This is a genomic window from Pseudomonas sp. NFACC43 (assembly GCF_900119645.1).
GTDB lineage: Bacteria > Pseudomonadota > Gammaproteobacteria > Pseudomonadales > Pseudomonadaceae > Aquipseudomonas.
The window spans coordinates 131,294-154,656 of the sequence record NZ_FPKK01000003.1 but is presented as its reverse complement, the minus strand read 5'-3'; the positions used below and the strand labels follow the sequence as shown (position 1 = coordinate 154,656).

Genomic DNA, 23,363 nt, shown 5'->3' with positions numbered 1-23,363 from the left:
TCCGAGTCCAAACAGCCCAGGAGGCGTCATCGGACGAAAAGGCGAAGGGCACGGACCCTTCGCCTTCTTAAGCGTTGTTACGCGCCGACCATGGTCGGCGTGACCACCTGATTGAGATCGCCGGCGCGGGTTGGCGCGATGCCGGCCTCGAATTCAGGGCGGAAGTACTTGATCGCGCTGCCCAGCGGTTCCACGGCACCCGGTGCGTGGGCACAGAAGGTCTTGCCCGGGCCGAGGAAACCCACCAGGCCCAGCAGGGTCTCGATGTCGCCGGCCTGGCCTTCGCCATTCTCGATGGCCCGCAACAACTTGACGCTCCATGGCAGGCCATCGCGGCAAGGGGTGCAGAAGCCGCACGACTCACGAGCGAAGAACTCTTCCATGTTGCGCAGCAGCGAAACCATGCTGACGCTGTCGTCCACCGCCATGGCCAGGCCGGTACCCATGCGGGTCCCGACCTTGGCGATGCCGCCGGCATACATCTGCGCGTCCAGGTGTTCGGGCAGCAGGAAGCCGGTACCGGCACCGCCGGGCTGCCAGCACTTGAGCTTGTAGCCGTCGCGCATGCCGCCGGCGTAGTCCTCGAACAGCTCGCGGCCGGTGATGCCGAAGGGCAGCTCCCACAGGCCGGGGTTCTTGACCTTGCCGGAGAAGCCCATGAGCTTGGTGCCCATGTCTTCGCTGCCGTCGCGGGCCAGGGATTTGTACCAGTCCACGCCGTCGGCGATGATCGCCGGCACGTTGCACAGGGTCTCGACGTTGTTCACGCAGGTCGGCTTGCCCCACACGCCCACGGCGGCAGGGAAGGGCGGCTTGGAGCGCGGGTTGGCGCGGCGTCCTTCCAGGGAGTTGATCAGTGCGGTTTCTTCACCGCAGATATAACGCCCGGCGCCCGTGTGGACGAACAGCTCGAAATCGAAGCCGCTGCCCAGGATGTTCTTGCCCAGCAGGCCCGCGGCCTTGGCTTCTTCCACGGCACGGTTCAGGTGCCTGGCGGCGGTGGTGTATTCGCCGCGCAGGAAGATATAGCCGCGGTAGGTCTTCAGCGCCCGGGCGCTGATGAGCATGCCTTCGATCAGCAGATGGGGCAGTTGCTCCATCAGCATGCGGTCCTTCCAGGTGTTGGGCTCCATCTCATCCGCGTTGCACAGCAGGTAGCGGATATTGATGGATTCGTCCTTGGGCATCAGTCCCCACTTCACGCCGGTAGGGAAGCCCGCGCCGCCGCGGCCCTTGAGGCCCGAGTCCTTCACGGTCTGGACGATGTCGTCCTGGCCCATGTCGGTGAAGGCCTTGCGCGCGGCGGCATAGCCGTTCTTGGCCTGGTATTCGTCCAGCCAGACCGGCTCGCCGTCGTCACGCAGGCGCCAAGTCAGGGGGTGGGTTTCGGCCGAACGCTGGATGCGGTTGGCGGGCCCGAAGGAAGTCAGGGTCATACGTAGCCCTCCAGCAGTTTGGCAACGCCGGCTGGCGTAACGTCACCGAAGGTGTCGTCGTCGATCATCAGTGCCGGGGCCTTGTCGCAGTTGCCCAGGCAGCACACCGGCAGCAGGGTGAAGCGGCCGTCGGCAGTGGTCTGGCCCAGGCCGATGCCCAGTTTGCTCTGCAGCTCGCCGACCACCGACTCGTGGCCGCCGATGTAGCAGACCATGCTGTCGCAGACGCGAATGATGTGGCGGCCCACCGGCTGGCGGAAGATCTGGCTGTAGAAGGTGGCGACGCCTTCGACGTCGCTGGCCGGAATGCCGAGGATCTCGCCGATGGCGTAGAGCGCGCCATCGGGTACCCAGCCACGTTCCTTCTGGACGATCTTGAGGGCTTCGATAGACGCCGCGCGCGGGTCTTCGTAGTGATGCAGCTCGTGCTCGATGGCCGAGCGCTCGGTTTCGCTCAGGGCGAAACGGTCTGTCTGGATAAGCGTGCTGTTCATGCTTAGCGGTCCACGTCGGCCATAACGAAGTCGATACTACCCAGGTACGCGATCAAGTCCGCGACCATGCTGCCTTTGATCACCGAAGGGATCTGCTGCAGGTGCGGATAGCTTGGAGTGCGGATCCGGGTGCGGTAGCTCATGGTGCCGCCATCGCTCGTCAGGTAATAACTGTTGATACCCTTGGTCGCTTCGATCATCTGGAAGGATTCGTTGGCCGGCATGACCGGGCCCCACGAAACCTGCAGGAAGTGCGTGATCAGGGTCTCGATGTGTTGCAGCGTGCGCTCCTTTGGCGGCGGCGTGGTCAGCGGGTGATCCGCCTTGTACGGGCCTTCCGGCATGTTGCGCATGCACTGGTCGATGATTTTGATGCTCTGGCGCATCTCCTCGACGCGAACCATGCAGCGGTCATAGGCATCGCCGTTGACGGCCAGTGGTACTTCGAATTCGAAGTTCTCGTAGCCGGAATAGGGGCGAGCCTTGCGCAGGTCGAAATCGCAGCCGGTGGAACGCAGGCCGGCACCGGTGACGCCCCATTCCAGGGCCTCTTTGGTGTTGTAGGCAGCGACCCCGATGGTACGACCCTTGAGAATGCTGTTCTGCAGGGCGGCCTTGGTGTATTCGTCCAGGCGCTTGGGCATCCACTCGACGAAATCCTTGACCAGCTTTTCCCAGCCCCGGGGCAGGTCGTGGGCGACGCCGCCGATGCGGTACCAGGCCGGGTGCAGGCGGAAGCCGGTGATGGCTTCGATCACCGTGTAGGCCCGCTGGCGGTCGGTGAACGTGAAGAACACCGGGGTCATGGCGCCGACGTCCTGGATATAGGTACCCAGGAACAGCAGGTGGCTGGTGATACGGAAGAACTCGGCCATCATGATGCGAATCACGTTGACCCGGTCCGGTACCGTGATACCGGCCAGTTTCTCGACCGAGAGCACGTACGGCAGGTTGTTCATCACGCCGCCGAGGTAGTCGATGCGGTCGGTGTACGGGATGTAGCTGTGCCAGGACTGGCGCTCGCCCATCTTCTCGGCGCCACGGTGGTGATAGCCGATGTCCGGGACGCAGTCGACGATCTCTTCGCCGTCCAGTTGCAGGATGATGCGGAACGCACCGTGGGCCGAAGGGTGGTTCGGGCCGAGGTTGAGGAACATGTAGTCCTCGTTCGCCCCGGAGCGCTTCATGCCCCAGTCTTCGGGTTTGAAGCGCGCGGCTTCTTCCTCCAGCTGCTGCTTGGCCAGGGAAAGGCTGAACGGGTCGAACTCGGTGGCGCGGGCCGGGAAGTCCTTGCGCAGCGGGTGACCTTCCCAGGTCGGCGGCATCATGATGCGTGTCAGGTGCGGGTGACCGCGGAAGTCGATGCCGAACATGTCCCAGACTTCGCGCTCGTACCAGTTGGCGTTCGGCCAGATACCGGTCACGGAGGGCACGCTGAGGTCGTTTTCGGACAAGGCGACCTTGATCATTACGTCACTATTACGTTCCACCGACAGCAGGTGGTAGAACACGGTGAAGTCGACACCGCTCGGTAGCCCTTGGCGCTTGGTACGCAGGCGCTCGTCCACGCCGTGCAGGTCATAGAGCATGACGTAGGGCTTGGGCAGGTTGCGCAGGAAAGTCAGGACTTCGACGAGCTTCTCGCGGGCAACCCACAGCACCGGCATGCCGGTGCGGGTTGCCTGGGCGGTGAACGCCTCGGGGCCAAAACGGTTGTTCAGTTCGACGACCACATCCTGGTCGTCTGCCTTGTAAGGCGGGATGTACAGAGCACTGCCTGTAGTCATGGTTATTTATCGCTTTCGGTCAACGTAAAGAATGAAGCCAGTTTCTCGTTTCTTGTACGGAACAGAGCTGGATCAGACTTCGTCGGGGCTGCGCAGGTTGGTGACTGCGATTCGCTGTTCGCGGCGCTCGGCCTTTTGCGACGGCATGTCGGCGCGGTAGACGCCTTGATCGCCGACGACCCAGGAAAGCGGGCGACGTTCCTGTCCGATGGATTCCTGCAGCAGCATCAGGCCTTGCAGGAACGCTTCGGGACGAGGCGGGCAGCCGGGCACGTAGACATCCACCGGGAGGAACTTGTCGACTCCCTGAACCACGGAATAGATGTCATACATGCCACCGGAGTTGGCACAGGCGCCCATGGAAATGACCCACTTGGGTTCCAGCATCTGCTCATACAGGCGCTGGATGATGGGGGCCATCTTCAGGAACGGCGTACCGGCGATAACCATGAAGTCCGCCTGGCGCGGCGATGCCCGGATTACCTCGGCGCCGAAGCGCGCGATGTCGTGGGGCGCCGTGAAGGCGGTGGTCATTTCCACGTAGCAGCACGAAAGGCCGAAGTTGTACGGCCACAGGGAGTTCTTGCGACCCCAGTTGACCGTGCTGTTCAGCACGTCTTCGAGCTTGCCCATGAAGATATTCTTGTGGACTTGATCTTCTAACGGATCGGCGACGGTTTCCCGCTTGCCGATCGGATACTGCTCGTTAGGAGCATCGGGGTCGATCCTGGTGAGATTGTATTGCATTGCCAAAGCCTCATTGTTTCAGCTTCGCTTGCCGCTTGCGCCGAGCTTCCGGAGCCCAATCAAGTGCCCCCACCCGGTAAAGGTAGACAAGACCTGCCAACAGAATTGCTATGAAAACGAGAGCTTCGACGAATCCGGTCCAGCCGCTTTCGCGGACGGACACAGACCAGGCAAAGAGAAAGAGGGCTTCGATATCGAAGATCACGAAGAGCATCGCGACCAGATAGAATTTGGCTGAGAGCCGCAAGCGGGCGCCACCGGTAGGCAGCATGCCGGACTCGAACGGTTCATTTTTGCTGCGTCCCCAGGCTTTTGACCCGAGGAGGCTGGAGACGCCGAGCATGAAGGCGCACAGGCCGACGACACCCAGAAGGAAAATGGCAAAGCCCCAGTTGTGGGCCATGAGTCCTGTCGCTTCGGGCATGCTGGAAATCCTTAACAGAGAGCAAAGGTCTCTGAGCTTGAAAAGAAATAACGCAGTGACGATATGTCGCAGCAATCAATCGCGGTGATTTTATGGCTAAACACCGGGCAAGTAAAATTCAGATCACGAAATTATTTATTGGAATAAGGACATGGCGCACCTCCAGGGCCGCGCGGCCCCGGCCCGACGGGCATTGGCCGGCTATTGAACAATAATATTTCGTGCGGAATGCAACAATGATAACGACTTCCAAATGATAATTATTGTTATCTGTATTGCGCCCTCCATGTGCACTTAAAGTCGTGTCGAGGGGAGCTGTCTTAATCGTCGCTACTGCAATTGTCAGCGTCGGACGTTTTACTCCTTTTCCGACCGCCCAATACTGCGTTCGATCAATTTTTCTATCGTTGCGCTGAAGTTTCTGCTGAGGTTTCCGTAAAGGAGGGCCGCTGGCGCTCAAGGCTGCATGGGGCACTGCTCCTGTGGAGGCCAGGCTTGGCCGCGATGCCAGCAAATGAGTCCCGAGGCAGACTGTCTTGCGTCCAGCGCGGCCAAGCCTGGCTCCACAGGGGCAGGCTTGTTCCTAAGCGTAGGCCGCTTCCAGGAAAACGAGTGAAAAAAAGGAGCGACGGATCGATGTCCGGCAATCCAGTCCATCCTGGAGCCTGTGACCCGGGGAGGATGCGCATGAGCGATGCCGCTGCTCGAAAAAATCGGCAGGGGTCGGAGACGGAAGTCTTGAAGGAGTGATATCAAATGGCTATCTTTGCGGTTCATTCATCTAATCATCTATATCAATGCTGGTTAGACATGCCTCTTCATAGATAGCTGCGTCAGTTTTCATCGTTCGCGGCTGGGATTACTCAAGGAATGTCATGAAGTCTCCGATCGCGAATATGAGCGTTATGCTCAAGCTGGCTTTGGGTTTTGCCGTTGTGCTGTTTCTGACCGCCATCCTCGCCGCGACCGGCTGGTTCAGCTTGGGCAAGATGATCGAGCGTGCGGACCGGATGTCGAGCATTGCCGAGTTCGGCGACCGTCTGGACCATCTGCGCAGGGCTCGATTCCAATATCAGTTGGACAAGGGCGATGAGCAGAAAGGGGCATTGATCCAGGCGTCGCTGGAGCAGCTTGTCGCCAAGGAGAAAAGCCTGGCAAAAGAGCTGAGAAAACCGGAAAACCTGAAGAAGCTCGCCTTGATCGAGCAGGCCAGCGCGCAGTATCAGCGGGCACTGGATACCATGCGCGAGGCCTATCGCAATGACGCCGCCATGCGCAAGGAGATGGGGACCAACGCGGTCAAAGGCGCCGCGCTGATTGCCAAGGTCATCAGTGATGTGGAAGCCATGCCCGTCTCGGACGAGCGCCGCTTCGACCTGTACAGGGTGATCCTCAAGGTCAAGGAGGACGTGGCCCTGGTGCGTTATGAAGTGCGTGGCTATACCGGCAATCCCAACAGCGCCACCGAACAGGCCGCCACCCGCCAGCTTGAAAATGCGTTCAAGAGCATCGACACCCTCAACAGCGCTTTCGGCCCCGCCTATGCCGATACCATCAAGCAACTGGAAACCGCGCTGATCGCTTACCGCCAATCGGTGCAGAACTTCACCGCCAGCAACCAGGCCATTGGCAAGGCTGTGCAGGAAACCGTCGACCTGGGTGAAACCATCACCCGCCTGACGGATGAAATGTATGCCAGCCAGTTGGCCTACCTGGATGAAGAAAGCACCCGTTCGCGGATCCTGCAGTTGAGCTGTACTGCATTGGCGATACTGTTGGGGATTCTTGCGGCCGTGATCATCACGCGCCAGATTACCCGGCCGTTGCAGGACACGCTGGCAGTGGTTGATCGCATCGCGGCAGGTGACCTCACCCAAGACATGGTCGTGACCCGTGGTGATGAGCTGGGTGCCTTGCAGCAAGGTATCCAGCGCATGGGCGTTACGTTGCGCGACCTGATCGGCGGCATCCGGGATGGCGTCACCCAGATCGCCAGCGCCGCCGAAGAGCTGTCGGCTGTCACTGAGCAGACCAGTGCCGGGGTCAATAGCCAGAAGACCGAGACTGACCAGGTGGCCACTGCCATGCACGAAATGTCGGCGACGGTGCATGAAGTCGCGCGCAATGCCGAACAGGCTTGCGCAGCCGCGTCGGAGGCCGACGCACAGGCCCGTATCGGCGACGAGGTGGTCGCGCAAGCCATCGTCCAGATTGAGCGTTTGGCCGGCGAAGTCGGGCGCTCCGTCGAAGCCATGAACGAGTTGGAGCAGGAAAGCGGGCGCATCGGCAAGATCATGGACGTGATCAGGGCGGTGGCCGAGCAGACCAACCTGCTGGCCCTCAATGCGGCCATCGAGGCCGCTCGCGCCGGTGACGCCGGGCGTGGCTTTGCCGTGGTCGCCGACGAAGTGCGCGGGCTGGCCCAGCGTACCCAGCAGTCCACCGAAGAGATTGAAAGCCTGGTGGCGGGCATGCAGAACGGCACGCGCCAGGTCTCGAATATCATGCGAAACAGCCGTGAACTGACTGACAGCAGCGTGGAATTGGCCGGTAAGGCTGGCACCTCCCTGGGCAATATCACCCAGGCGGTTTCCGGCATCCAGGCCATGAACCAGCAGATTGCCGCCGCCGCGGTGCAACAGAGTTCGGTGGCCGAGGACATCAGTCGCAGTATCTTGAGCGTGCGCGATGTCTCCGAGCAGACCGCCTCGGCCAGCGAGGAAACCGCAGCCTCCAGCATCGAACTGGCGCGCCTGGGGAACCAGTTGCAGCAACTGGTGAGCCATTTCAAAGTGTGAAAACAGCGCAAAGCCGGCGAAAAAAAGCCCCGAACCAGTCGGGGCTTCAGATTGGCGGCCTTGCGGTTAGCTTTGACTCGGTCCGCAAGGGCCGTTTAACGATGGATCAGTGGAACTGTTCTTCTTCGGTGGAGCCGGTCAGTGCGGTTACCGACGAGGTGCCGCCCTGGATCACGGTGGTCATGTCGTCGAAGTAACCGGTGCCCACTTCCTGCTGGTGCGCCACGAAGGTGTAGCCCTTGGCGGCGTCGGCGAACTCCTGCTCCTGCAGTTTCACGTAGGCGGTCATGTCGTTGCGGGCGTAGTCGTGCGCCAGGTTGAACATGCTGTGCCACATGTTGTGGATGCCGGCCAGGGTGATGAACTGGTGCTTGTAGCCCATGGCGGACAGTTCGCGCTGGAACTTGGCGATGGTCGCGTCGTCCAGGTTTTTCTTCCAGTTGAAGGAAGGCGAGCAGTTGTACGACAGGATCTGGTCCGGGTATTCCTTCTTGATCGCTTCGGCGAAGCGACGCGCTTCTTCCAGGTCCGGCTTGGCGGTTTCACACCAGATCAGGTCGGCGTACGGCGCGTAGGCCAGGCCGCGGGCGATTGCCTGGTCCAGGCCGGCGCGGACTTTGTAGAAGCCTTCCTGGGTGCGGGTGCCGGTCACGAACGGCTGGTCGTACGGGTCGCAGTCGGAAGTCAGCAGGTCAGCGGCGTTGGCGTCGGTACGGGCCAGGATGATGGTCGGTACGCCAGCGACGTCGGCGGCCAGGCGGGCAGCGGTCAGCTTCTGTACGGCTTCCTGGGTCGGCACCAGTACCTTGCCGCCCATGTGGCCGCATTTCTTCACCGAGGCCAGCTGGTCTTCGAAGTGAACGCCGGCGGCGCCTGCTTCGATCATGCTCTTCATCAGCTCGTAGGCATTCAGTACGCCGCCGAAACCGGCTTCGGCGTCAGCCACGATTGGCGCGAAGTAGTCGATGTAGCCTTCGTCGCCTGGGTTCTTGCCGGCTTTCCACTGGATCTGGTCGGCGCGACGGAACGAGTTGTTGATGCGCTTGACCACGGTGGGAACCGAATCCACCGGATACAGCGATTGGTCGGGGTACATCGATTCGGCGGAGTTGTTGTCGGCAGCCACTTGCCAGCCCGACAGGTAGATCGCCTGGATGCCGGCCTTGACTTGCTGTACGGCCTGGCCGCCGGTCAGGGCGCCCATGCAGTTGACGAAATCTTTCTCGGGACGGAAGGATGGCTTGGCGCCCTGGGTCACCAGGTTCCAGAGCTTCTCGGCGCCCATTTTCGCAAAGGTGTGCTCAGGTTGAACCGAGCCACGCAGACGGACGACGTCAGCAGCGGAATAATTGCGCTTCACGCCTTTCCAGCGTGGGTTCTCAGCCCAGTCTTTTTCAAGGGCTGCAATTTGCTGTTCGCGTGTCAGTGCCATGGAAATAAACCTCGTCGCATCGTCGGGTGTGGAAGATTCCTGCTCCTGCCGGTTTCACCAAACATTGGCGAAGAAGGCTGCTCGCTGGCCAGGGGGCCGGGCATACAAGTCGGTTCAGGCGAGGAGGCGACGGGATGAACGATGGGCTCGAGGGGAAAGTGAGCAGGTAGAGGCGAACTGCGGGCGCATTCGGGCGTCGTGGGCCTTCATGTGAACTCAGAGTGATGCCGGGTTACCTAGTTACGCTTCCGTCCCTCGGGACAACTTCGTTCCAGTCGCAACCTCGTCAAACACACCTTGTGGGCGGTACAGACACGAATCGGCTCGCGGGGTAGGTGCAAGCGACGACCCGAAGGCCCTTGCCAGGGCCCCTGATTAGCGGGAGCGAGGCCATCATGCCTTCGGTTTTTTTGCTCGTCAAACGTTTTGTAGTGCTTTTTTTCAGCCACTACATCTTTGGTCTAATACGACTCATCAGTCAGTTTTTGATGCTTCAGTTCAGGGTGTCGACCTTGACCCGCAGAATCATGTCGTCGCGACCTTGTGTCGAGTAGCTGCGGGTCAGGCCTTGTTTGTCGGCTTGTGTCTGGCGATTCACGCCCGCCAGGGTGATCCATTCCCCCAGGCGACCGCTGACTGTTGTGTCGGTACTCTGGACGTTCACTACATCGGGACGTTCCTGGCTCATACGGTCACGGTTGGTACTGATGCTCAGATGAACGGTCTCGCCGGTAACGCTGGCGGTGACATAGAAACCCTGGGTGACATTGCGGTATTCGGTCTGGCTCTGCATGCGGCCATAGGTGTCGGTCTGGGTGCTGGTGAAGGGCACGCTTTGTCCGACCTGGATCAGCGCCGGTTGGCCTTCGCTTGCCTGTACCTGCTGCACCCCACCGTCACGGCTGGCTGTGCTGCGGTTGATGATGCGGGTCTGGCTGGGGGCTGCCCCGTTGATGGAGTAGCCTTGGTCGCCTTGCAGGTTGTTCTCGTTGGTGTCCACGGTGATCAGCAGGCGTTTGGGGGCGGTATCCAACTGGGCGAGGAATTGCCGGAGTTCTTCGATCTTGCCAGGTTCGGCGTTGACGATCAGTTGGTTGCCGTAGGCGCTGACCTGGCCGTCCTTGCCGATGAAGTTCTGCGCCACCGGCAGCAGGTCGGCGCTGGTGCGGTAGTTCAGCGGCACGATTTGTGTGTCGGCCATGGCCGACAGGCTGCAGCCGAGCAGCAGGGTGACCAGGAGGGTGCGTAGAGGCATGTCCATTTCTCCGCGAGACAAAGGCTTGATATTGCCAGTTTGTCGGCCCCGAGTGGGGCAAGTTGAATGGTAGACGGCAAAACGCCCCGGCATCGGGGGATGGCGGGGCGTTTTTTGATAAGGCTTGAGGGCTTCATCGCGAGCAAGCTCGCGATGGCCGCGCTGCGGATTCAGGCCGAGTGCCGCACCATGTCCACATGAGGGATCCCCGCTTCCAGGAACTCCTCGCTGACCACGGCAAAGCCCAGGCGCTCATAGAACGGCGTGGCATGGACCTGGGCGCTGAGCATCTGCTGCTTGAGCCCGCGTCTCTCGGCTTCGGCGATCACGGCTTGCATCAGCGCATCGCCGACTTTCAGGCCGCGCCAGTCCTTGAGGACCGAGACGCGGCCGATATGACCCTCGGTCAGCAGGCGAGCGGTGCCAATGGGGAAATCGCCTTCGAAGGCCAGGAAATGCACTGCATCCTGGTCATCGCAATCCCATTCCAGCTCGGGTGGAACGGACTGTTCGACAATGAACACGGTCTCACGAATGCGCCGGATCTCGGCGTTGTCCTTTTGCCAGTCTGCGACACGAACGTGAATTCTATTCATCGGCGAACCCCAGGCTGCCTTGCTTGACCAACTCGCAGAGCAGGCCGCGACCATCTTCGTCGGCCAGCCATGGGCCGAGGTTTTCGATATGCAGCGCATCCGCGGCGCAGATCATCTTCAGCAGCTCACGCAACTTGCCCGGCAGGTAGCGGCTCTGGCCGCTGGCGAACAGTAGCAGGTCGTCGTCGACTTCCGACCAGGCCAGGCGTGCGCTCGGGTTGCGAATGATCACCGCGCCTTGCTCCAGGCCGGCCAGCAGGTCGTCCTCTTCCAGCTCGGGCCCGACCACCAGTTCCGGGTAGCGTGGCTCGGTCATGAACTGGCCGAACCAGGTCAGCAGCAGGCGTTCGTCGCTCATGTGTTCGGCCAGCAGGCCCTTGAGGCGATCGAGGGCGTCGTGCTGGATCTGATGCGGGTCGCTCACCGGGCGCGCATCGGCGTCGGTGTAGCGTTCTTCGTCCGGCAGGAACTGGCTGAGGAAATCGGTGAAATGAGTCAGCACCTCGGCGGCGCTCGGCGCGCGGAAACCCACCGAATACGTCATGCAGTCATCCACGGCCACGCCGCAGTGGGCCAGGCGGGGCGGCAGGTAGAGCATGTCACCCGGTTCCAGGGTCCACTCGTCGTTCGCCTCGAAGTCGGCGAGGATGCGCAGGTCGGCGTGCTGCAGCAAGGGACTCTCGGAGTCGCACATCTGGCCGATCTTCCAGTTGCGCTTGCCATGCCCTTGCAGCAGGAATACGTCGTAGTTGTCGAAATGCGGGCCAACGCTGCCACCGGGGGCGGCGAAGCTGATCATCACATCGTCGATGCGCCAGCTGGGCAGGAAGCGGAAGTGCTCCAGCAATTCGGCGACTTCCGGTACGAATTGATCGACCGCCTGTACCAGCAGTGTCCATTCGCGCTCTGGCAGTTTGCTGAATTCGTCTTCGGCGAACGGGCCGCGACGCAATTCCCAGGGACGCTCGCCGTGCTCGATCACCAGGCGCGACTCGACTTCTTCTTCCAGGGCCAGGCCGGCCAGTTCGTCGGCGTCGATCGGGCTTTCGAAGTCAGGGATGGCCTGGCGGATCAGCAGCGGTTTCTTCTGCCAGTAGTCGCGCAGGAACTCCCGTGCCGTGATGCCGCCCAGGAGTTGCAGAGGAATATCAGGATTCATGTGTAACCTATTGAAAAAAATTACTTTTCAGACGCGAATAAAAACGCCCGGCGCGGCCGGGCGTCTCAGGGCAAGGCAATGGGTCAGATACGCTTGGCTTGTGCCGCCGCATTGCCGATGTAGCGGGCCGGCGTGAGCTTTTTCAGCTCGGTGCGCGCTTCGGCGGGCATGTCCAGGCCGTCGATGAAAGTCTGCAACGCTTCAGGGCTGATGCCCTTGCCACGGGTCAGTTCTTTCAGCTTCTCATACGGGTTTTCGATGTTGTAGCGGCGCATCACGGTCTGGATCGGCTCGGCCAGGACTTCCCAGCAGGCGTCGAGGTCGGCGGCGATCTTCTGCTCGTTCAGCTCCAGCTTGCCGATGCCCTTGAGGCTGGCTTCGTAGGCAATGACGCTATGGGCGAAACCCACGCCCAGGTTGCGCAGTACCGTGGAGTCGGTCAGGTCGCGCTGCCAGCGGGAAATCGGCAGCTTGCTCGCCAGGTGCTGGAACAGTGCATTGGCGATGCCCAGGTTGCCTTCGGAGTTCTCGAAGTCGATCGGGTTGACCTTGTGCGGCATGGTCGAGGAACCGATTTCGCCGGCGATGGTGCGCTGCTTGAAATAGCCCAGGGAGATGTAGCCCCAGATGTCGCGGTCGAAGTCGATCAGGATGGTGTTGAAGCGTGCGATCGCGTCGAACAGCTCGGCGATGTAGTCGTGCGGTTCGATCTGGGTGGTGTACGGGTTGAAGCTCAGGCCCAGCTCGTCTTCGATGAAGGCACGGGCATTGGCTTCCCAGTCGATGTCCGGGTAGGCCGACAGGTGCGCGTTGTAGTTGCCCACGGCGCCGTTGATCTTGCCCAGCAGGGGCACGGCGGCGACTTGAGCGATCTGGCGCTCCAGGCGGTAAACGACGTTCGCCAGTTCCTTGCCCAGGGTGGTCGGCGAAGCCGGCTGGCCGTGGGTGCGCGACAGCATCGGTACGTCGGCGAAACGGATCGCCAGTTCGCGAATGGCCTGGGCGATCTGGCGCATCAGCGGCAGCATCACGTCATCGCGGCCTTCGCGCAGCATCAGGGCGTGGGACAGGTTGTTGATGTCCTCGCTGGTGCAGGCAAAGTGGATGAATTCGCTGACCTTGGCCAGTTCCGGCAGCTGGGCCGCCTGCTCCTTGAGCAGGTATTCGATGGCCTTGACGTCGTGGTTGGTGGTGCGCTCGATCTCTTTGACGCGCTCGGCGTGCTCCAGGGCGAAGTTCTCGGCCAGGGCGTTCAGCACCGCATTGGCTTCGGCGGAGAACGCCGGGACTTCGCCGATGGCGGGGTGGGCGGCCAGGCGCTGGAGCCAGCGCACTTCAACCAGGACGCGGGCACGGATCAGGCCGTACTCGCTGAAAATCGGGCGCAGGGCCTGGGTTTTGCCGGCGTAGCGGCCGTCAACAGGGGAAACCGCAGTGAGCGAAGAGAGCTGCATGGGGTGTTCTCGGACAGTCGGGCAACGAAATGGGGCGCGTATCATACATGAAAACCATCGCCGGTCCGTCGCCAACTGACCGGCGTGTTACGCGTGACAAGGTACAAAAGTGGGTCGAGGCGACTTATTCGTTGCGCATCAACGGGTAAAGCTCTTTAAGCAATTTGCGTCGGCTGATCACCAACTGCCAGCGGTGGCCTCCCAACTGCCGCCACAGCCGCGCCGAGCGAATGCCGGCCAACAGCAGGGCACGGATCTTCGAGGCGTTGCTCGGCTGCTGCAGGTTGCGCATGTCGCCATGCACCTGGATGCGCTGGCGCAAGGTACTCAGGGTATCCTGGTAGAGCGCACCGCAGGCGGCGATCACGTTTTCGTGGGACGGACCGAAGTGTTCGACCTGGGACTGGATCTGCGGCAGGCGATTGCCGATGGTCTCGAGCAGGTCGTCGCGCTTGGCCAACTGGCGCTCAAGGCCCAGCATCGACAGGGCATAGCGCAACGGCTCGCGTTGCAGGGCGCTGGGCTCGCGCTCCAGGGCGCCGATCAGGGCACGATAACCCTCGCGCAGGTTCAGGTCGTCGCCGCCGTAGACTTCGAGGGTGTCCTTGGGGTCGCGAACCAGCAGGCTGCCGAGCATGCAGCTCAGGCCGGCTTCGCTGGCCTGGCCGGTCTTGGCGATCCTGTCCACCAGTACGGCGGCGAGGAACACCCCGCCCAATGCCGTCAGTTGTTCCTGGATCGGGCTCATGCCTTGCTACTCCACGGCTCTGCAACTTCGATCACGCCGCCGCCCAGGCAGACTTCACCGTCGTAGAACACCACGGACTGGCCGGGAGTCACCGCCCGCTGCGGATCATCGAAGGTGGCGCGATAGCCGGTGGCGGTTTTTTCCAGGGTGCAGGGCTGGTCGCTCTGGCGGTAGCGCACCTTGGCCGTCAGGCGACGAGGTTCGCTCAGGTCGATGGGATTGACCCAGTAGATGTCCGAGGCGAGCAGGGCGCGGGAGAACAGCCACGGATGGTCGTTGCCCTGGCCGACGATCAGTTCGTTGTGCTCCAGGTCCTTGACCAGCACGTACCACGGCTCTTCACCGGCGTCCTTCAGGCCGCCGATGCCCAGGCCCTGGCGCTGGCCGATGGTGTGGTACATCAGGCCATGGTGGCGGCCGATGACTTCGCCTTCGGTGGTCTTGATCTCGCCTGGCTGGGCCGGCAGGTATTGCTTGAGGAAGTCGCTGAAGCGCCGCTCGCCGATGAAGCAGATACCGGTGGAGTCCTTCTTCTTGGCGGTCGCCAGGGCATGCTTCTCGGCGATTGCGCGGACTTCGGGCTTCTCCAGCTCGCCTACCGGGAACAGGGTCTTGGCGATCTGCTCGCCACCCACGGCGTGCAGGAAATAGCTCTGGTCCTTGTTCGGGTCCAGGCCCTTGAGCAGTTCGGTGCGACCGTCGATGTCGCGGCGGCGCACATAGTGGCCGGTGGCGATCAGGTCGGCACCCAGCATCATGGCGTAGTCCAGGAACGCCTTGAACTTGATCTCGCGGTTGCAGAGGATGTCGGGGTTCGGCGTGCGGCCGGCCTTGTATTCGGCCAGGAAGTGCTCGAACACGTTGTCCCAGTACTCGGCGGCGAAGTTGGCAGTGTGCAGCTTGATGCCAATCTTGTCGCACACGGCCTGGGCGTCCGCCAGGTCGTCCATGGCGGTGCAGTATTCGGTTCCGTCGTCTTCTTCCCAGTTCTTCATGAACAGGCCTTCCACTTCATAGCCCTGCTCGATCAGCAGGAGAGCGGAAACGGAAGAGTCCACGCCGCCGGACATGCCGACAATGACGCGCTTCTTGGTGGTGTCAGAAGGAGCTGGATCACGCATAGGAATTCAATGAGTGTCTTGAAAAAGGACGCGATTCTATCAGGCCCGGGCGCGCAAGGCTAAAGGGAAGGGCGTATCAGTGCCAGGCTGTGGCGATGACCGGCCAGGTAATCGTCGATGCAGCGGATGATCAGCTCGCTGCGCCAGTGGTCGCGCTGTTCGAGCAGTTCGTCGCGGCTTAGCCATTTAGCGCCGAGGATGCCGTCATCCAGTGGAGAGTCGGGGTTATGGTTCAAGGCCCTGGCGGCGAAACAGACGCGCTGGTAAGTCACGCCGTTGCTGGGCGCGGTGTACAGGTAAATGCCCACCACGTCGGTGGGTTCGACGTCCCAGCCGGTTTCTTCCAGGGTTTCGCGTACAGCGGCTTCGATCAGTGTTTCGTTGGGGTCCAGGTGGCCGGCCGGCTGGTTGAGCACCGCGCGTCCACCCTTGGACTCTTCCACCATCAGGAAACGGCCATTGTCTTCGACGATGGTGGCGACGGTGATGTGGGGTTGCCAGTTCATGGACACTCCTCTGGTTCTCGGACTGGAATGCAGGCCACTGTGGGGGGAGCTTGCTCGCGATAGCGGTGGTGCAGTCAATATCAATGTTGAATGTTATATCGCTATCGCGAGCAAGCTCGCTCCCACAGGGAATATATCTTCAGGGGGAAATGTGTTGAGGTCGCAAACACAAACCCCGGCACAAGGCCGGGGTTTGTGATGTTCCCTTACAACCTTACACCAGCGCAGCGATCGCCGCGTTGAAGGTGGCGCTCGGGCGCATGGCCTTGCTGGTCAGTTCCGGATTGGCGAAGTAATAGCCGCCAATGTCCACTGGCTTGCCTTGGACGGCGTTGAGCTCGGCAACGATCTTCTCTTCGTTGTCGGTCAGGGTCTTGGCCAGGGGCGCGAACTGGGCCTTGAGGGCTGCGTCGTCGTCCTGAGCGGCCAGTGCCTGGGCCCAGAACAGGGTCAGGTAGAAATGGCTGCCGCGGTTGTCGATGCCGCCGACCTTGCGCGAAGGCGACTTGTTGCGGTCCAGGAACTCGCCAGTCGCCTGGTCGAGAGTCTTGGCCAGCACCAGCGCTTTCGGGTTGTTGTAGGTCACGCCCAGGTGTTCCAGGGAAGCGGCCAGGGCCAGGAACTCACCCAGGGAATCCCAGCGCAGGAAGTTCTCTTCCAGCAGCTGTTGAACGTGCTTGGGTGCCGAACCGCCGGCGCCGGTTTCGAACAGGCCGCCGCCATTCATCAGCGGCACGATGGACAGCATCTTGGCGCTGGTGCCCAGCTCCATGATCGGGAACAGGTCGGTGAGGTAGTCGCGCAGTACGTTGCCGGTCACCGAAATGGTGTCCTTGCCTTCGCGGGTGCGGGCCAGGGTGAACTTCATCGCATCGACCGGCGACATGATGCGGATATCCAGGCCCGCGGTGTCGTGATCCTTCAGGTAGGCCTGGACTTTCTCGATCACCACGCCGTCGTGGGCGCGCATCGGGTCCAGCCAGAAGATGGCCGGGGTATTGCTGGCGCGGGCACGGTTGACCGCCAGCTTGACCCAGTCCTGGATCGGTGCGTCCTTGGTCTGGCACATGCGGAAGATGTCGCCGGCTTCCACGTTCTGTTCCAGCAGGGTGCGACCGTTGCTGTCGCTGACGCGGACCACGCCGTCGACCTTGATCTGGAAGGTCTTGTCGTGGGAGCCGTACTCTTCGGCTTTCTTGGCCATCAGGCCGACGTTCGGCACGCTGCCCATGGTGGTCGGGTCGAAGGCGCCGTGCTGCTTGCAGTCTTCGATCACTGCCTGGTAGATGGTGGCGTAGCAACGATCCGGGATCACGGCCTTGGTGTCGTGCAGCTGGCCGTCGGTGCCCCACATCTTGCCGGAGTCACGGATCATGGCTGGCATCGAGGCGTCGACGATGACGTCGCTCGGCACGTGCAGGTTGGTGATGCCCTTGTCGGAGTTGACCATTGCCAGGGATGGGCGCGCCGCGTAGACCGCCTGGATGTCGGCTTCGATCTGGGCCTGCTGTTCGGCCGGCAGGGCCTTGATACGAGCGTACAGATCGCCGATGCCGTTGTTCAGGTTGAAGCCGATCTGTTCCAGTACGTCGGCGTGCTTGGCCAGGGCGTCCTTGTAGAACTCGGCCACGATCTGGCCGAACATGATCGGGTCGGAGACCTTCATCATGGTGGCCTTGAGGTGCACCGACAACAGGACGCCTTTGTGCTTGGCGTCTTCGATTTCGGCGGCGATGAAGTCGCGCAGGGCCTTTTTGCTCATGACGGCGCAGTCGAGGATCTCACCGGCTTGTACGGTGGTCTTTTCCTTCAGGACGGTGGCGGTGCCATCCTGGGCGATCAGCTCGATTTTCACACTGCCGGCGGCGTCGATCAGGGCGGCTTTTTCGCTGCCGTAGAAATCGCCGTTGCTCATGTGGGCCACATGGGACTTGGAGTCGGCGGTCCAGGCACCCATCTTGTGCGGGTGCTTGCGAGCGTAGTTCTTGACCGACAGCGGCGCGCGGCGGTCGGAGTTGCCTTCGCGCAGGACCGGGTTCACGGCGCTGCCCTTGACCTTGTCGTAACGGGCGCGAGCATCTTTCTCGGCCTCGGTGGTCACGGTTTCCGGGTAGTCCGGCAGTGCGTAGCCCTGGGCCTGCAATTCCTTGATCGCGGCCTGCAGTTGCGGCACCGAGGCGCTGATGTTCGGCAGCTTGATGATGTTGGCTTCAGGCGTGACGGCCAGTTCGCCCAGTTCGGCGAGGTGGTCGGCTACGGCTTTGTCACCCAGTTGCTCGGGGAAGCTGGCCAGGATACGCCCTGCGAGGGAGATATCGCGGGTTTCCACAGCGATATCGGCCGAAGCGGTGAAGGCTTCGACGATCGGCAGCAGCGAATAGGTGGCGAGGGCGGGGGCTTCGTCGGTGAAGGTATAGATGATCTTCGAGCGGGTGGGCATATTCGGATTAACTCTCTTCTTTGCTAAAGCATGCGCAGAAACTCGAGGGCGCCGGGTAAGCGCGTTCGTTCAAAGTCATCCGTGAGCCGAATGTCGAGGTTTCTTCGCGGTGATGTTGGGTGCATCAGTCGAGCGTCAAGCGGTCGGGCCGCGGTAACGGACCGGCTTTTAACGGGCGGAAAGTCCTGTCGCAGAGCAGTCAGCCGTCGTGACCCTGTGGTCAGCGGCGGCATTATACATAGGTAGCTGGCGATCTGCCGATGGTTCATAGACCTTCGTACTCGTCCATTGGTCTAAACGTCGCAGGGACGTGAAGGCGTCTATGCTCATGTTTGGCGCTTTTCCCTTGGTTTTCAGGGTTGTACGCGGCGAACTGTATCTCTTTGGTCTTGGTAGGGTTTGCGCGCCGATTCAACTGGGGTACGCTCGAACGCAGCCAGATGTTCAATCCAAGCAATGGAGTTCAGCATGGGGTATCAAAAGATTCAGGTTCCGGCCGTCGGTGACAAAATTACCGTCAATGCAGACCATTCTCTTAATGTTCCTGACAATCCGATCATCCCCTTCATTGAAGGTGACGGCATTGGCGTCGACATCAGCCCGGTCATGATCAAGGTCGTGGACGCCGCGGTGCAGAAGGCCTACGGCGGCAAGCGCAAGATTTCCTGGATGGAAGTCTATGCCGGTGAGAAAGCGACCCAGGTCTACGACCAGGACACCTGGCTGCCCCAGGAAACCCTGGATGCGGTCAAGGACTACGTGGTTTCCATCAAGGGCCCCCTGACCACGCCGGTCGGTGGCGGTATCCGCTCGCTGAACGTGGCCCTGCGTCAACAGCTGGACCTGTACGTCTGCCTGCGTCCGGTGCGCTGGTTCGAAGGCGTGCCGAGCCCGGTCAAGAAGCCCGGCGACGTGGACATGACGATTTTCCGTGAGAACTCCGAAGACATCTATGCCGGTATCGAGTGGAAGGCCGGGTCGGCCGAAGCCACCAAGGTGATCAAGTTCCTCAAGGAAGAAATGGGCGTGACCAAGATCCGTTTCGACGAGGACTGCGGTATCGGCGTCAAGCCGGTGTCCAAGCAGGGGACCAAGCGTCTGGCGCGCAAGGCTTTGCAATACGTGGTCGACAACGACCGAGATTCGCTGACCATCGTGCACAAAGGCAACATCATGAAGTTCACCGAAGGTGCCTTCAAGGAGTGGGCCTACGAAGTGGCCGCCGAGGAGTTCGGCGCGACCCTGCTCGATGGCGGCCCTTGGATGCAGTTCAAGAACCCCAAGACTGGCAAGAACGTCGTGGTCAAGGACGCCATCGCCGATGCCATGCTCCAGCAGATCCTGCTGCGTCCGGCCGAATATGACGTGATCGCCACCCTGAACCTCAACGGCGACTATCTCTCCGACGCCCTGGCGGCGGAAGTGGGGGGTATCGGTATCGCGCCGGGGGCCAACCTGTCCGACACCGTGGCCATGTTCGAAGCCACCCACGGCACCGCACCCAAGTATGCGGGCAAGGACCAGGTCAACCCGGGTTCGTTGATCCTGTCGGCGGAAATGATGCTGCGCCACATGGGTTGGACCGAAGCGGCCGACCTGATCATCAAGGGTACCAACGGTGCGATTTCGGCCAAGACCGTGACCTATGACTTCGAGCGCCTGATGGAGGGCGCCAAGCTGGTGTCCTCCTCGGGCTTCGGTGATGCACTGATTTCCCACATGTAAGAAATTGTCATAAAAAAGCCCGGCTCGATCTCTCGAGCCGGGCTTTTTCGTGCCCGGAAGCTACTGCAGGTCAATGGGTCTCGGTGACCTTGGCTTTGGCGGGAGTGGGGGCGTTTTCGATTTCCTGCAGCGTGATATTGACTGCGTGCAACCCCTTGGGGCCCTGGATGACATTAAATGTAACATCTTGCCCCGCTTTCAAGGTCTTGTAGCCATCCATATTGATTGCCGAGTAGTGCGCGAAAAGGTCTTCTTCCCTGCCAGCCGCGAGAATGAATCCGTAGCCTTTGGCATTGTTGAACCATTTCACCTTGCCACTCATCTTAACGACCGACATAAACCATATCCCTCTGCAACGCACTCCATCACTGGAGTATCATCCGGTTCATCCGCAGTCTAATCTTGTTGTCAGGATCAATGCCGCGGACCTTTTTAACCCGCGATGGGCTCTATTGGTTGTAACACCGTTTTGCCGATAGTCAAGGTGACCCGGCGGTGGCGGTTGAAAACGCCAGCGGGTGCCCCCATTACTGTAAATGCCAACTAAACGAACCTTTCTTTCCATGCATGCAATCAGCCAGATTCGACTAACATTCAATCAGGATCGCCCGGATCTCCACGACGACGATTCCGCAGGCATTGCTGTCCAGGAAGCGAAGCCCGCGTTACAGGCGCCACCGATGTACAAGGTGGTTTTGTTCAACGATGACTACACACCGATGGATTTCGTCGTCGAAGTGCTCGAGGTGTTTTTCAACCTTAATCGCGAGCTGGCGACAAAGGTCATGCTGGCCGTTCATACAGAGGGACGGGCAGTATGCGGAGTGTTTACCCGCGACATCGCCGAGACAAAGGCCATGCAGGTCAACCAGTACGCCCGGGAAAGCCAGCATCCGCTACTCTGTGAAATCGAGAAGGACGGTTAACGCCGACCACTTGGGTATGAGGTGAAGCCATGTTAAACCGCGAGCTCGAAGTCACCCTCAATCTTGCCTTCAAGGAGGCTCGTTCGAAGCGTCATGAATTCATGACCGTCGAGCACCTGCTGTTGGCCCTATTGGATAACGAGGCTGCCGCCACCGTTTTGCGTGCCTGCGGCGCAAACCTCGATAAACTCAAGCATGATCTGCAGGAGTTCATCGACTCCACCACGCCATTGATCCCCGTCCACGACGAGGATCGCGAAACCCAGCCAACCCTGGGCTTCCAGCGTGTCCTGCAGCGTGCTGTCTTTCATGTACAGAGCTCGGGCAAGCGTGAAGTCACCGGCGCCAACGTGCTGGTTGCCATCTTCAGTGAGCAGGAAAGCCAGGCGGTTTTCCTGCTCAAGCAGCAGAGCGTTGCGCGTATCGATGTCGTCAACTACATCGCCCATGGCATTTCCAAGGTGCCGGGGCATGGCGATCATTCCGAAGGTGAGCAGGATATGCAGGACGACGAGGGCGGTGAGTCTTCTTCCTCGGGCAATCCGCTGGATGCCTATGCCAGCAACCTGAACGAACTGGCGCGCCAGGGGCGGATCGATCCGCTGGTGGGGCGCGAGGCCGAAGTCGAGCGCGTCGCCCAGATCCTGGCCCGGCGCCGCAAGAACAACCCATTGTTGGTGGGCGAGGCGGGCGTGGGCAAGACCGCCATCGCCGAAGGCCTGGCCAAGCGCATCGTCGACAGCCAGGTGCCGGACCTGCTGGCCAACAGCGTGGTCTATTCCCTCGACCTGGGTGCCTTGCTGGCCGGCACCAAGTACCGCGGTGATTTCGAGAAGCGCTTCAAGGCTTTGCTGGGCGAGCTGAAAAAACGTCCCCAGGCGATCCTGTTCATCGATGAGATTCACACCATCATCGGTGCCGGGGCTGCCTCCGGTGGCGTCATGGACGCTTCGAACCTGCTCAAGCCGCTGCTCTCGTCGGGCGACATCCGCTGCATCGGCTCGACCACCTTCCAGGAGTTCCGCGGGATCTTCGAGAAGGATCGTGCCCTGGCGCGGCGTTTCCAGAAGGTCGACGTGTCGGAACCCTCGGTGGAAGACACCATCGGTATCCTGCGCGGCCTGAAAGGGCGTTTCGAGCTGCACCACAGCATCGAATACAGCGATGATGCCTTGCGCGCTGCCGCCGAACTGGCTTCGCGCTACATCAATGACCGGCACATGCCGGACAAGGCCATCGACGTCATCGACGAGGCCGGTGCCTATCAGCGCCTGCAGCCTGCCGAGAGCCGCGTCAAGCGTATCGAGGTGCCACAGGTCGAGGATATCGTGGCGAAGATCGCACGCATTCCGCCCAAGCACGTCACCAGTTCCGACAAGGAGCTGCTGCGCAATCTGGAGCGTGACCTGAAGCTGACAGTGTTCGGCCAGGATGCAGCCATCGATTCGCTGTCCACGGCTATCAAACTGTCCCGTGCCGGGCTGAAATCGCCGGACAAGCCGGTAGGTTCGTTCCTGTTCGCCGGGCCGACCGGCGTGGGCAAGACCGAGGCGGCGCGGCAACTGGCCAAGGCGCTGGGGATCGAGCTGGTTCGCTTCGACATGTCCGAATACATGGAGCGTCATACCGTCTCGCGGCTGATCGGTGCGCCTCCGGGGTATGTCGGTTTCGACCAGGGTGGCTTGCTGACCGAAGCCATTACCAAGCAGCCTCACTGCGTGTTGCTGCTCGATGAGATCGAGAAGGCGCATCCGGAAGTCTTCAACCTGCTGCTGCAGGTGATGGACCACGGTACGCTGACCGACAACAACGGGCGCAAGGCGGATTTCCGCAACGTGATCATCATCATGACCACGAACGCCGGTGCCGAGACCGCGGCTCGCGCTTCGATCGGTTTCACCCATCAGGACCATTCGTCCGATGCGATGGAAGTGATCAAGAAGAGCTTCACGCCTGAGTTCCGCAACCGCCTGGACACCATCATCCAGTTTGGTCGCCTCAGTCATGAAGTCATCAAGAGCGTGGTGGACAAGTTCCTTACCGAACTTCAGGCGCAGCTCGAAGACAAGCGTGTACTGCTGGAAGTCACCGATGCGGCTCGCAGCTGGCTGGCGGAGGGTGGTTACGATGTGACGATGGGGGCCCGGCCGATGGCTCGCCTGATCCAGGACAAGATCAAGCGTCCGCTGGCGGAGGAGATTCTCTTTGGCGAACTGGCCGAGCATGGCGGTGTGGTTCACATCGACATCAAGGACGGCGAGCTGACCTTCGACTTCGAAACCACGGCCGAAATGGCCTGATCGCCACCCGTAACA

19 protein-coding genes and 1 pseudogene are annotated in these 23,363 nt (G+C 61.0%); 5 read left to right on the top strand and 15 right to left on the bottom strand.

Annotation, left to right across the window (positions count from 1 at the left end; all coding sequences use genetic code 11):
• Positions 1-77: 77 nt before the first annotated feature.
• From nuoF to BT179_RS07555, 5 genes are all read right to left on the bottom strand, one after another.
• Entirely contained in the window at positions 78-1,436 is a 1,359-nt protein-coding gene (nuoF, locus tag BT179_RS07575; RefSeq protein ID WP_072392826.1) for an NADH-quinone oxidoreductase subunit NuoF, read from the bottom strand.
• A complete protein-coding gene (gene nuoE, locus BT179_RS07570; RefSeq protein WP_072392829.1) occupies positions 1,433-1,930 on the bottom strand; it encodes an NADH-quinone oxidoreductase subunit NuoE in 498 nt (165 codons plus the stop codon). Before nuoE ends, nuoF begins: the two co-directional genes overlap by 4 nt.
• A 2-nt stretch (positions 1,931-1,932) precedes the next feature.
• Positions 1,933-3,717 carry an NADH-quinone oxidoreductase subunit C/D gene (gene nuoC / locus BT179_RS07565; protein ID WP_072392832.1) on the bottom strand — a complete coding sequence of 595 codons (1,785 nt, stop codon included), beginning with the start codon at positions 3,715-3,717 and terminating at the stop codon, positions 1,933-1,935.
• Between the two features lie 72 nt (positions 3,718-3,789).
• Positions 3,790-4,464: a NuoB/complex I 20 kDa subunit family protein gene (locus tag BT179_RS07560; RefSeq protein ID WP_072392835.1), complete on the bottom strand. Its 675-nt coding sequence runs from the start codon at positions 4,462-4,464 to the stop codon at positions 3,790-3,792.
• Positions 4,465-4,474: 10 nt separating this feature from the next.
• Positions 4,475-4,888 carry an NADH-quinone oxidoreductase subunit A gene (locus tag BT179_RS07555; protein WP_030141323.1) on the bottom strand — a complete coding sequence of 138 codons (414 nt, stop codon included), beginning with the start codon at positions 4,886-4,888 and terminating at the stop codon, positions 4,475-4,477.
• A gap of 875 nt (positions 4,889-5,763) precedes the next feature.
• Here BT179_RS07555 and BT179_RS27165 point away from each other — a divergent pair.
• Positions 5,764-6,828, top strand: a pseudogene (locus tag BT179_RS27165) (methyl-accepting chemotaxis protein); the annotation flags it as partial.
• On the top strand, positions 6,823-7,686 hold the full coding sequence (locus BT179_RS27160; RefSeq protein ID WP_371128588.1) for a methyl-accepting chemotaxis protein: 864 nt from the start codon (positions 6,823-6,825) through the stop codon (positions 7,684-7,686). The pseudogene BT179_RS27165 and the gene BT179_RS27160, both read left to right, overlap by 6 nt.
• Before the next feature lie 106 nt (positions 7,687-7,792).
• Here BT179_RS27160 and aceA read toward each other — a convergent pair whose 3' ends face one another.
• The 9 genes from aceA to BT179_RS07505 all read right to left on the bottom strand — a co-directional run bounded on the left by aceA (position 7,793) and on the right by BT179_RS07505 (position 18,397).
• Positions 7,793-9,118, bottom strand: coding sequence for an isocitrate lyase (gene aceA, locus BT179_RS07545; RefSeq protein WP_072392842.1), 1,326 nt, complete (start codon positions 9,116-9,118; stop codon positions 7,793-7,795).
• A 493-nt stretch (positions 9,119-9,611) separates the two neighbouring features.
• Positions 9,612-10,373, bottom strand: coding sequence for a secretin N-terminal domain-containing protein (locus BT179_RS07540; RefSeq protein ID WP_072392845.1), 762 nt, complete (start codon positions 10,371-10,373; stop codon positions 9,612-9,614).
• A 170-nt stretch (positions 10,374-10,543) separates the two neighbouring features.
• Positions 10,544-10,969 (bottom strand): GNAT family N-acetyltransferase, encoded by a 426-nt coding sequence (locus tag BT179_RS07535; RefSeq protein WP_072392848.1) that lies wholly within the window; start codon positions 10,967-10,969, stop codon positions 10,544-10,546.
• The gene (locus BT179_RS07530; RefSeq protein WP_072392851.1) at positions 10,962-12,128 is read right to left on the bottom strand and encodes a ribosomal protein uL16 3-hydroxylase; all 1,167 of its coding nucleotides are present in this window, start codon (positions 12,126-12,128) and stop codon (positions 10,962-10,964) included. Before BT179_RS07530 ends, BT179_RS07535 begins: the two co-directional genes overlap by 8 nt.
• An 83-nt stretch (positions 12,129-12,211) precedes the next feature.
• Complete coding sequence (gene purB, locus BT179_RS07525) at positions 12,212-13,582, bottom strand: adenylosuccinate lyase (protein WP_072392854.1); 1,371 nt, start codon at positions 13,580-13,582, stop codon at positions 12,212-12,214.
• A 124-nt stretch (positions 13,583-13,706) separates the two neighbouring features.
• Positions 13,707-14,330: a high frequency lysogenization protein HflD gene (gene hflD / locus BT179_RS07520; RefSeq protein WP_072392857.1), complete on the bottom strand. Its 624-nt coding sequence runs from the start codon at positions 14,328-14,330 to the stop codon at positions 13,707-13,709.
• Complete coding sequence (mnmA, locus tag BT179_RS07515; protein ID WP_072392860.1) at positions 14,327-15,451, bottom strand: tRNA 2-thiouridine(34) synthase MnmA; 1,125 nt, start codon at positions 15,449-15,451, stop codon at positions 14,327-14,329. The genes hflD and mnmA overlap by 4 nt, the downstream gene beginning before the upstream one ends.
• A 59-nt stretch (positions 15,452-15,510) precedes the next feature.
• Positions 15,511-15,957, bottom strand: coding sequence for an NUDIX hydrolase (locus BT179_RS07510; RefSeq protein ID WP_072392863.1), 447 nt, complete (start codon positions 15,955-15,957; stop codon positions 15,511-15,513).
• A gap of 214 nt (positions 15,958-16,171) precedes the next feature.
• Complete coding sequence (locus tag BT179_RS07505; protein ID WP_072392866.1) at positions 16,172-18,397, bottom strand: NADP-dependent isocitrate dehydrogenase; 2,226 nt, start codon at positions 18,395-18,397, stop codon at positions 16,172-16,174.
• Between the two features lie 468 nt (positions 18,398-18,865).
• Between BT179_RS07505 and icd the strand changes: the two genes are divergently transcribed.
• Complete coding sequence (gene icd / locus BT179_RS07495) at positions 18,866-20,122, top strand: NADP-dependent isocitrate dehydrogenase (RefSeq protein ID WP_024779303.1); 1,257 nt, start codon at positions 18,866-18,868, stop codon at positions 20,120-20,122.
• A gap of 70 nt (positions 20,123-20,192) precedes the next feature.
• On the opposite strand, the gene cspD is transcribed toward icd, so the two are convergent.
• Entirely contained in the window at positions 20,193-20,459 is a 267-nt protein-coding gene (gene cspD / locus BT179_RS07490; RefSeq protein ID WP_072392869.1) for a cold shock domain-containing protein CspD, read from the bottom strand.
• Positions 20,460-20,685: 226 nt separating this feature from the next.
• On the opposite strand from cspD, the gene clpS reads away from it, so the two are divergent.
• Positions 20,686-21,048, top strand: a complete 363-nt coding sequence (clpS, locus tag BT179_RS07485) for an ATP-dependent Clp protease adapter ClpS (RefSeq protein WP_015094394.1) — start codon at positions 20,686-20,688, stop codon at positions 21,046-21,048.
• A 29-nt stretch (positions 21,049-21,077) separates the two neighbouring features.
• Positions 21,078-23,348 (top strand): ATP-dependent Clp protease ATP-binding subunit ClpA, encoded by a 2,271-nt coding sequence (gene clpA, locus BT179_RS07480; protein ID WP_072392872.1) that lies wholly within the window; start codon positions 21,078-21,080, stop codon positions 23,346-23,348.
• Positions 23,349-23,363 lie beyond the last annotated feature (15 nt).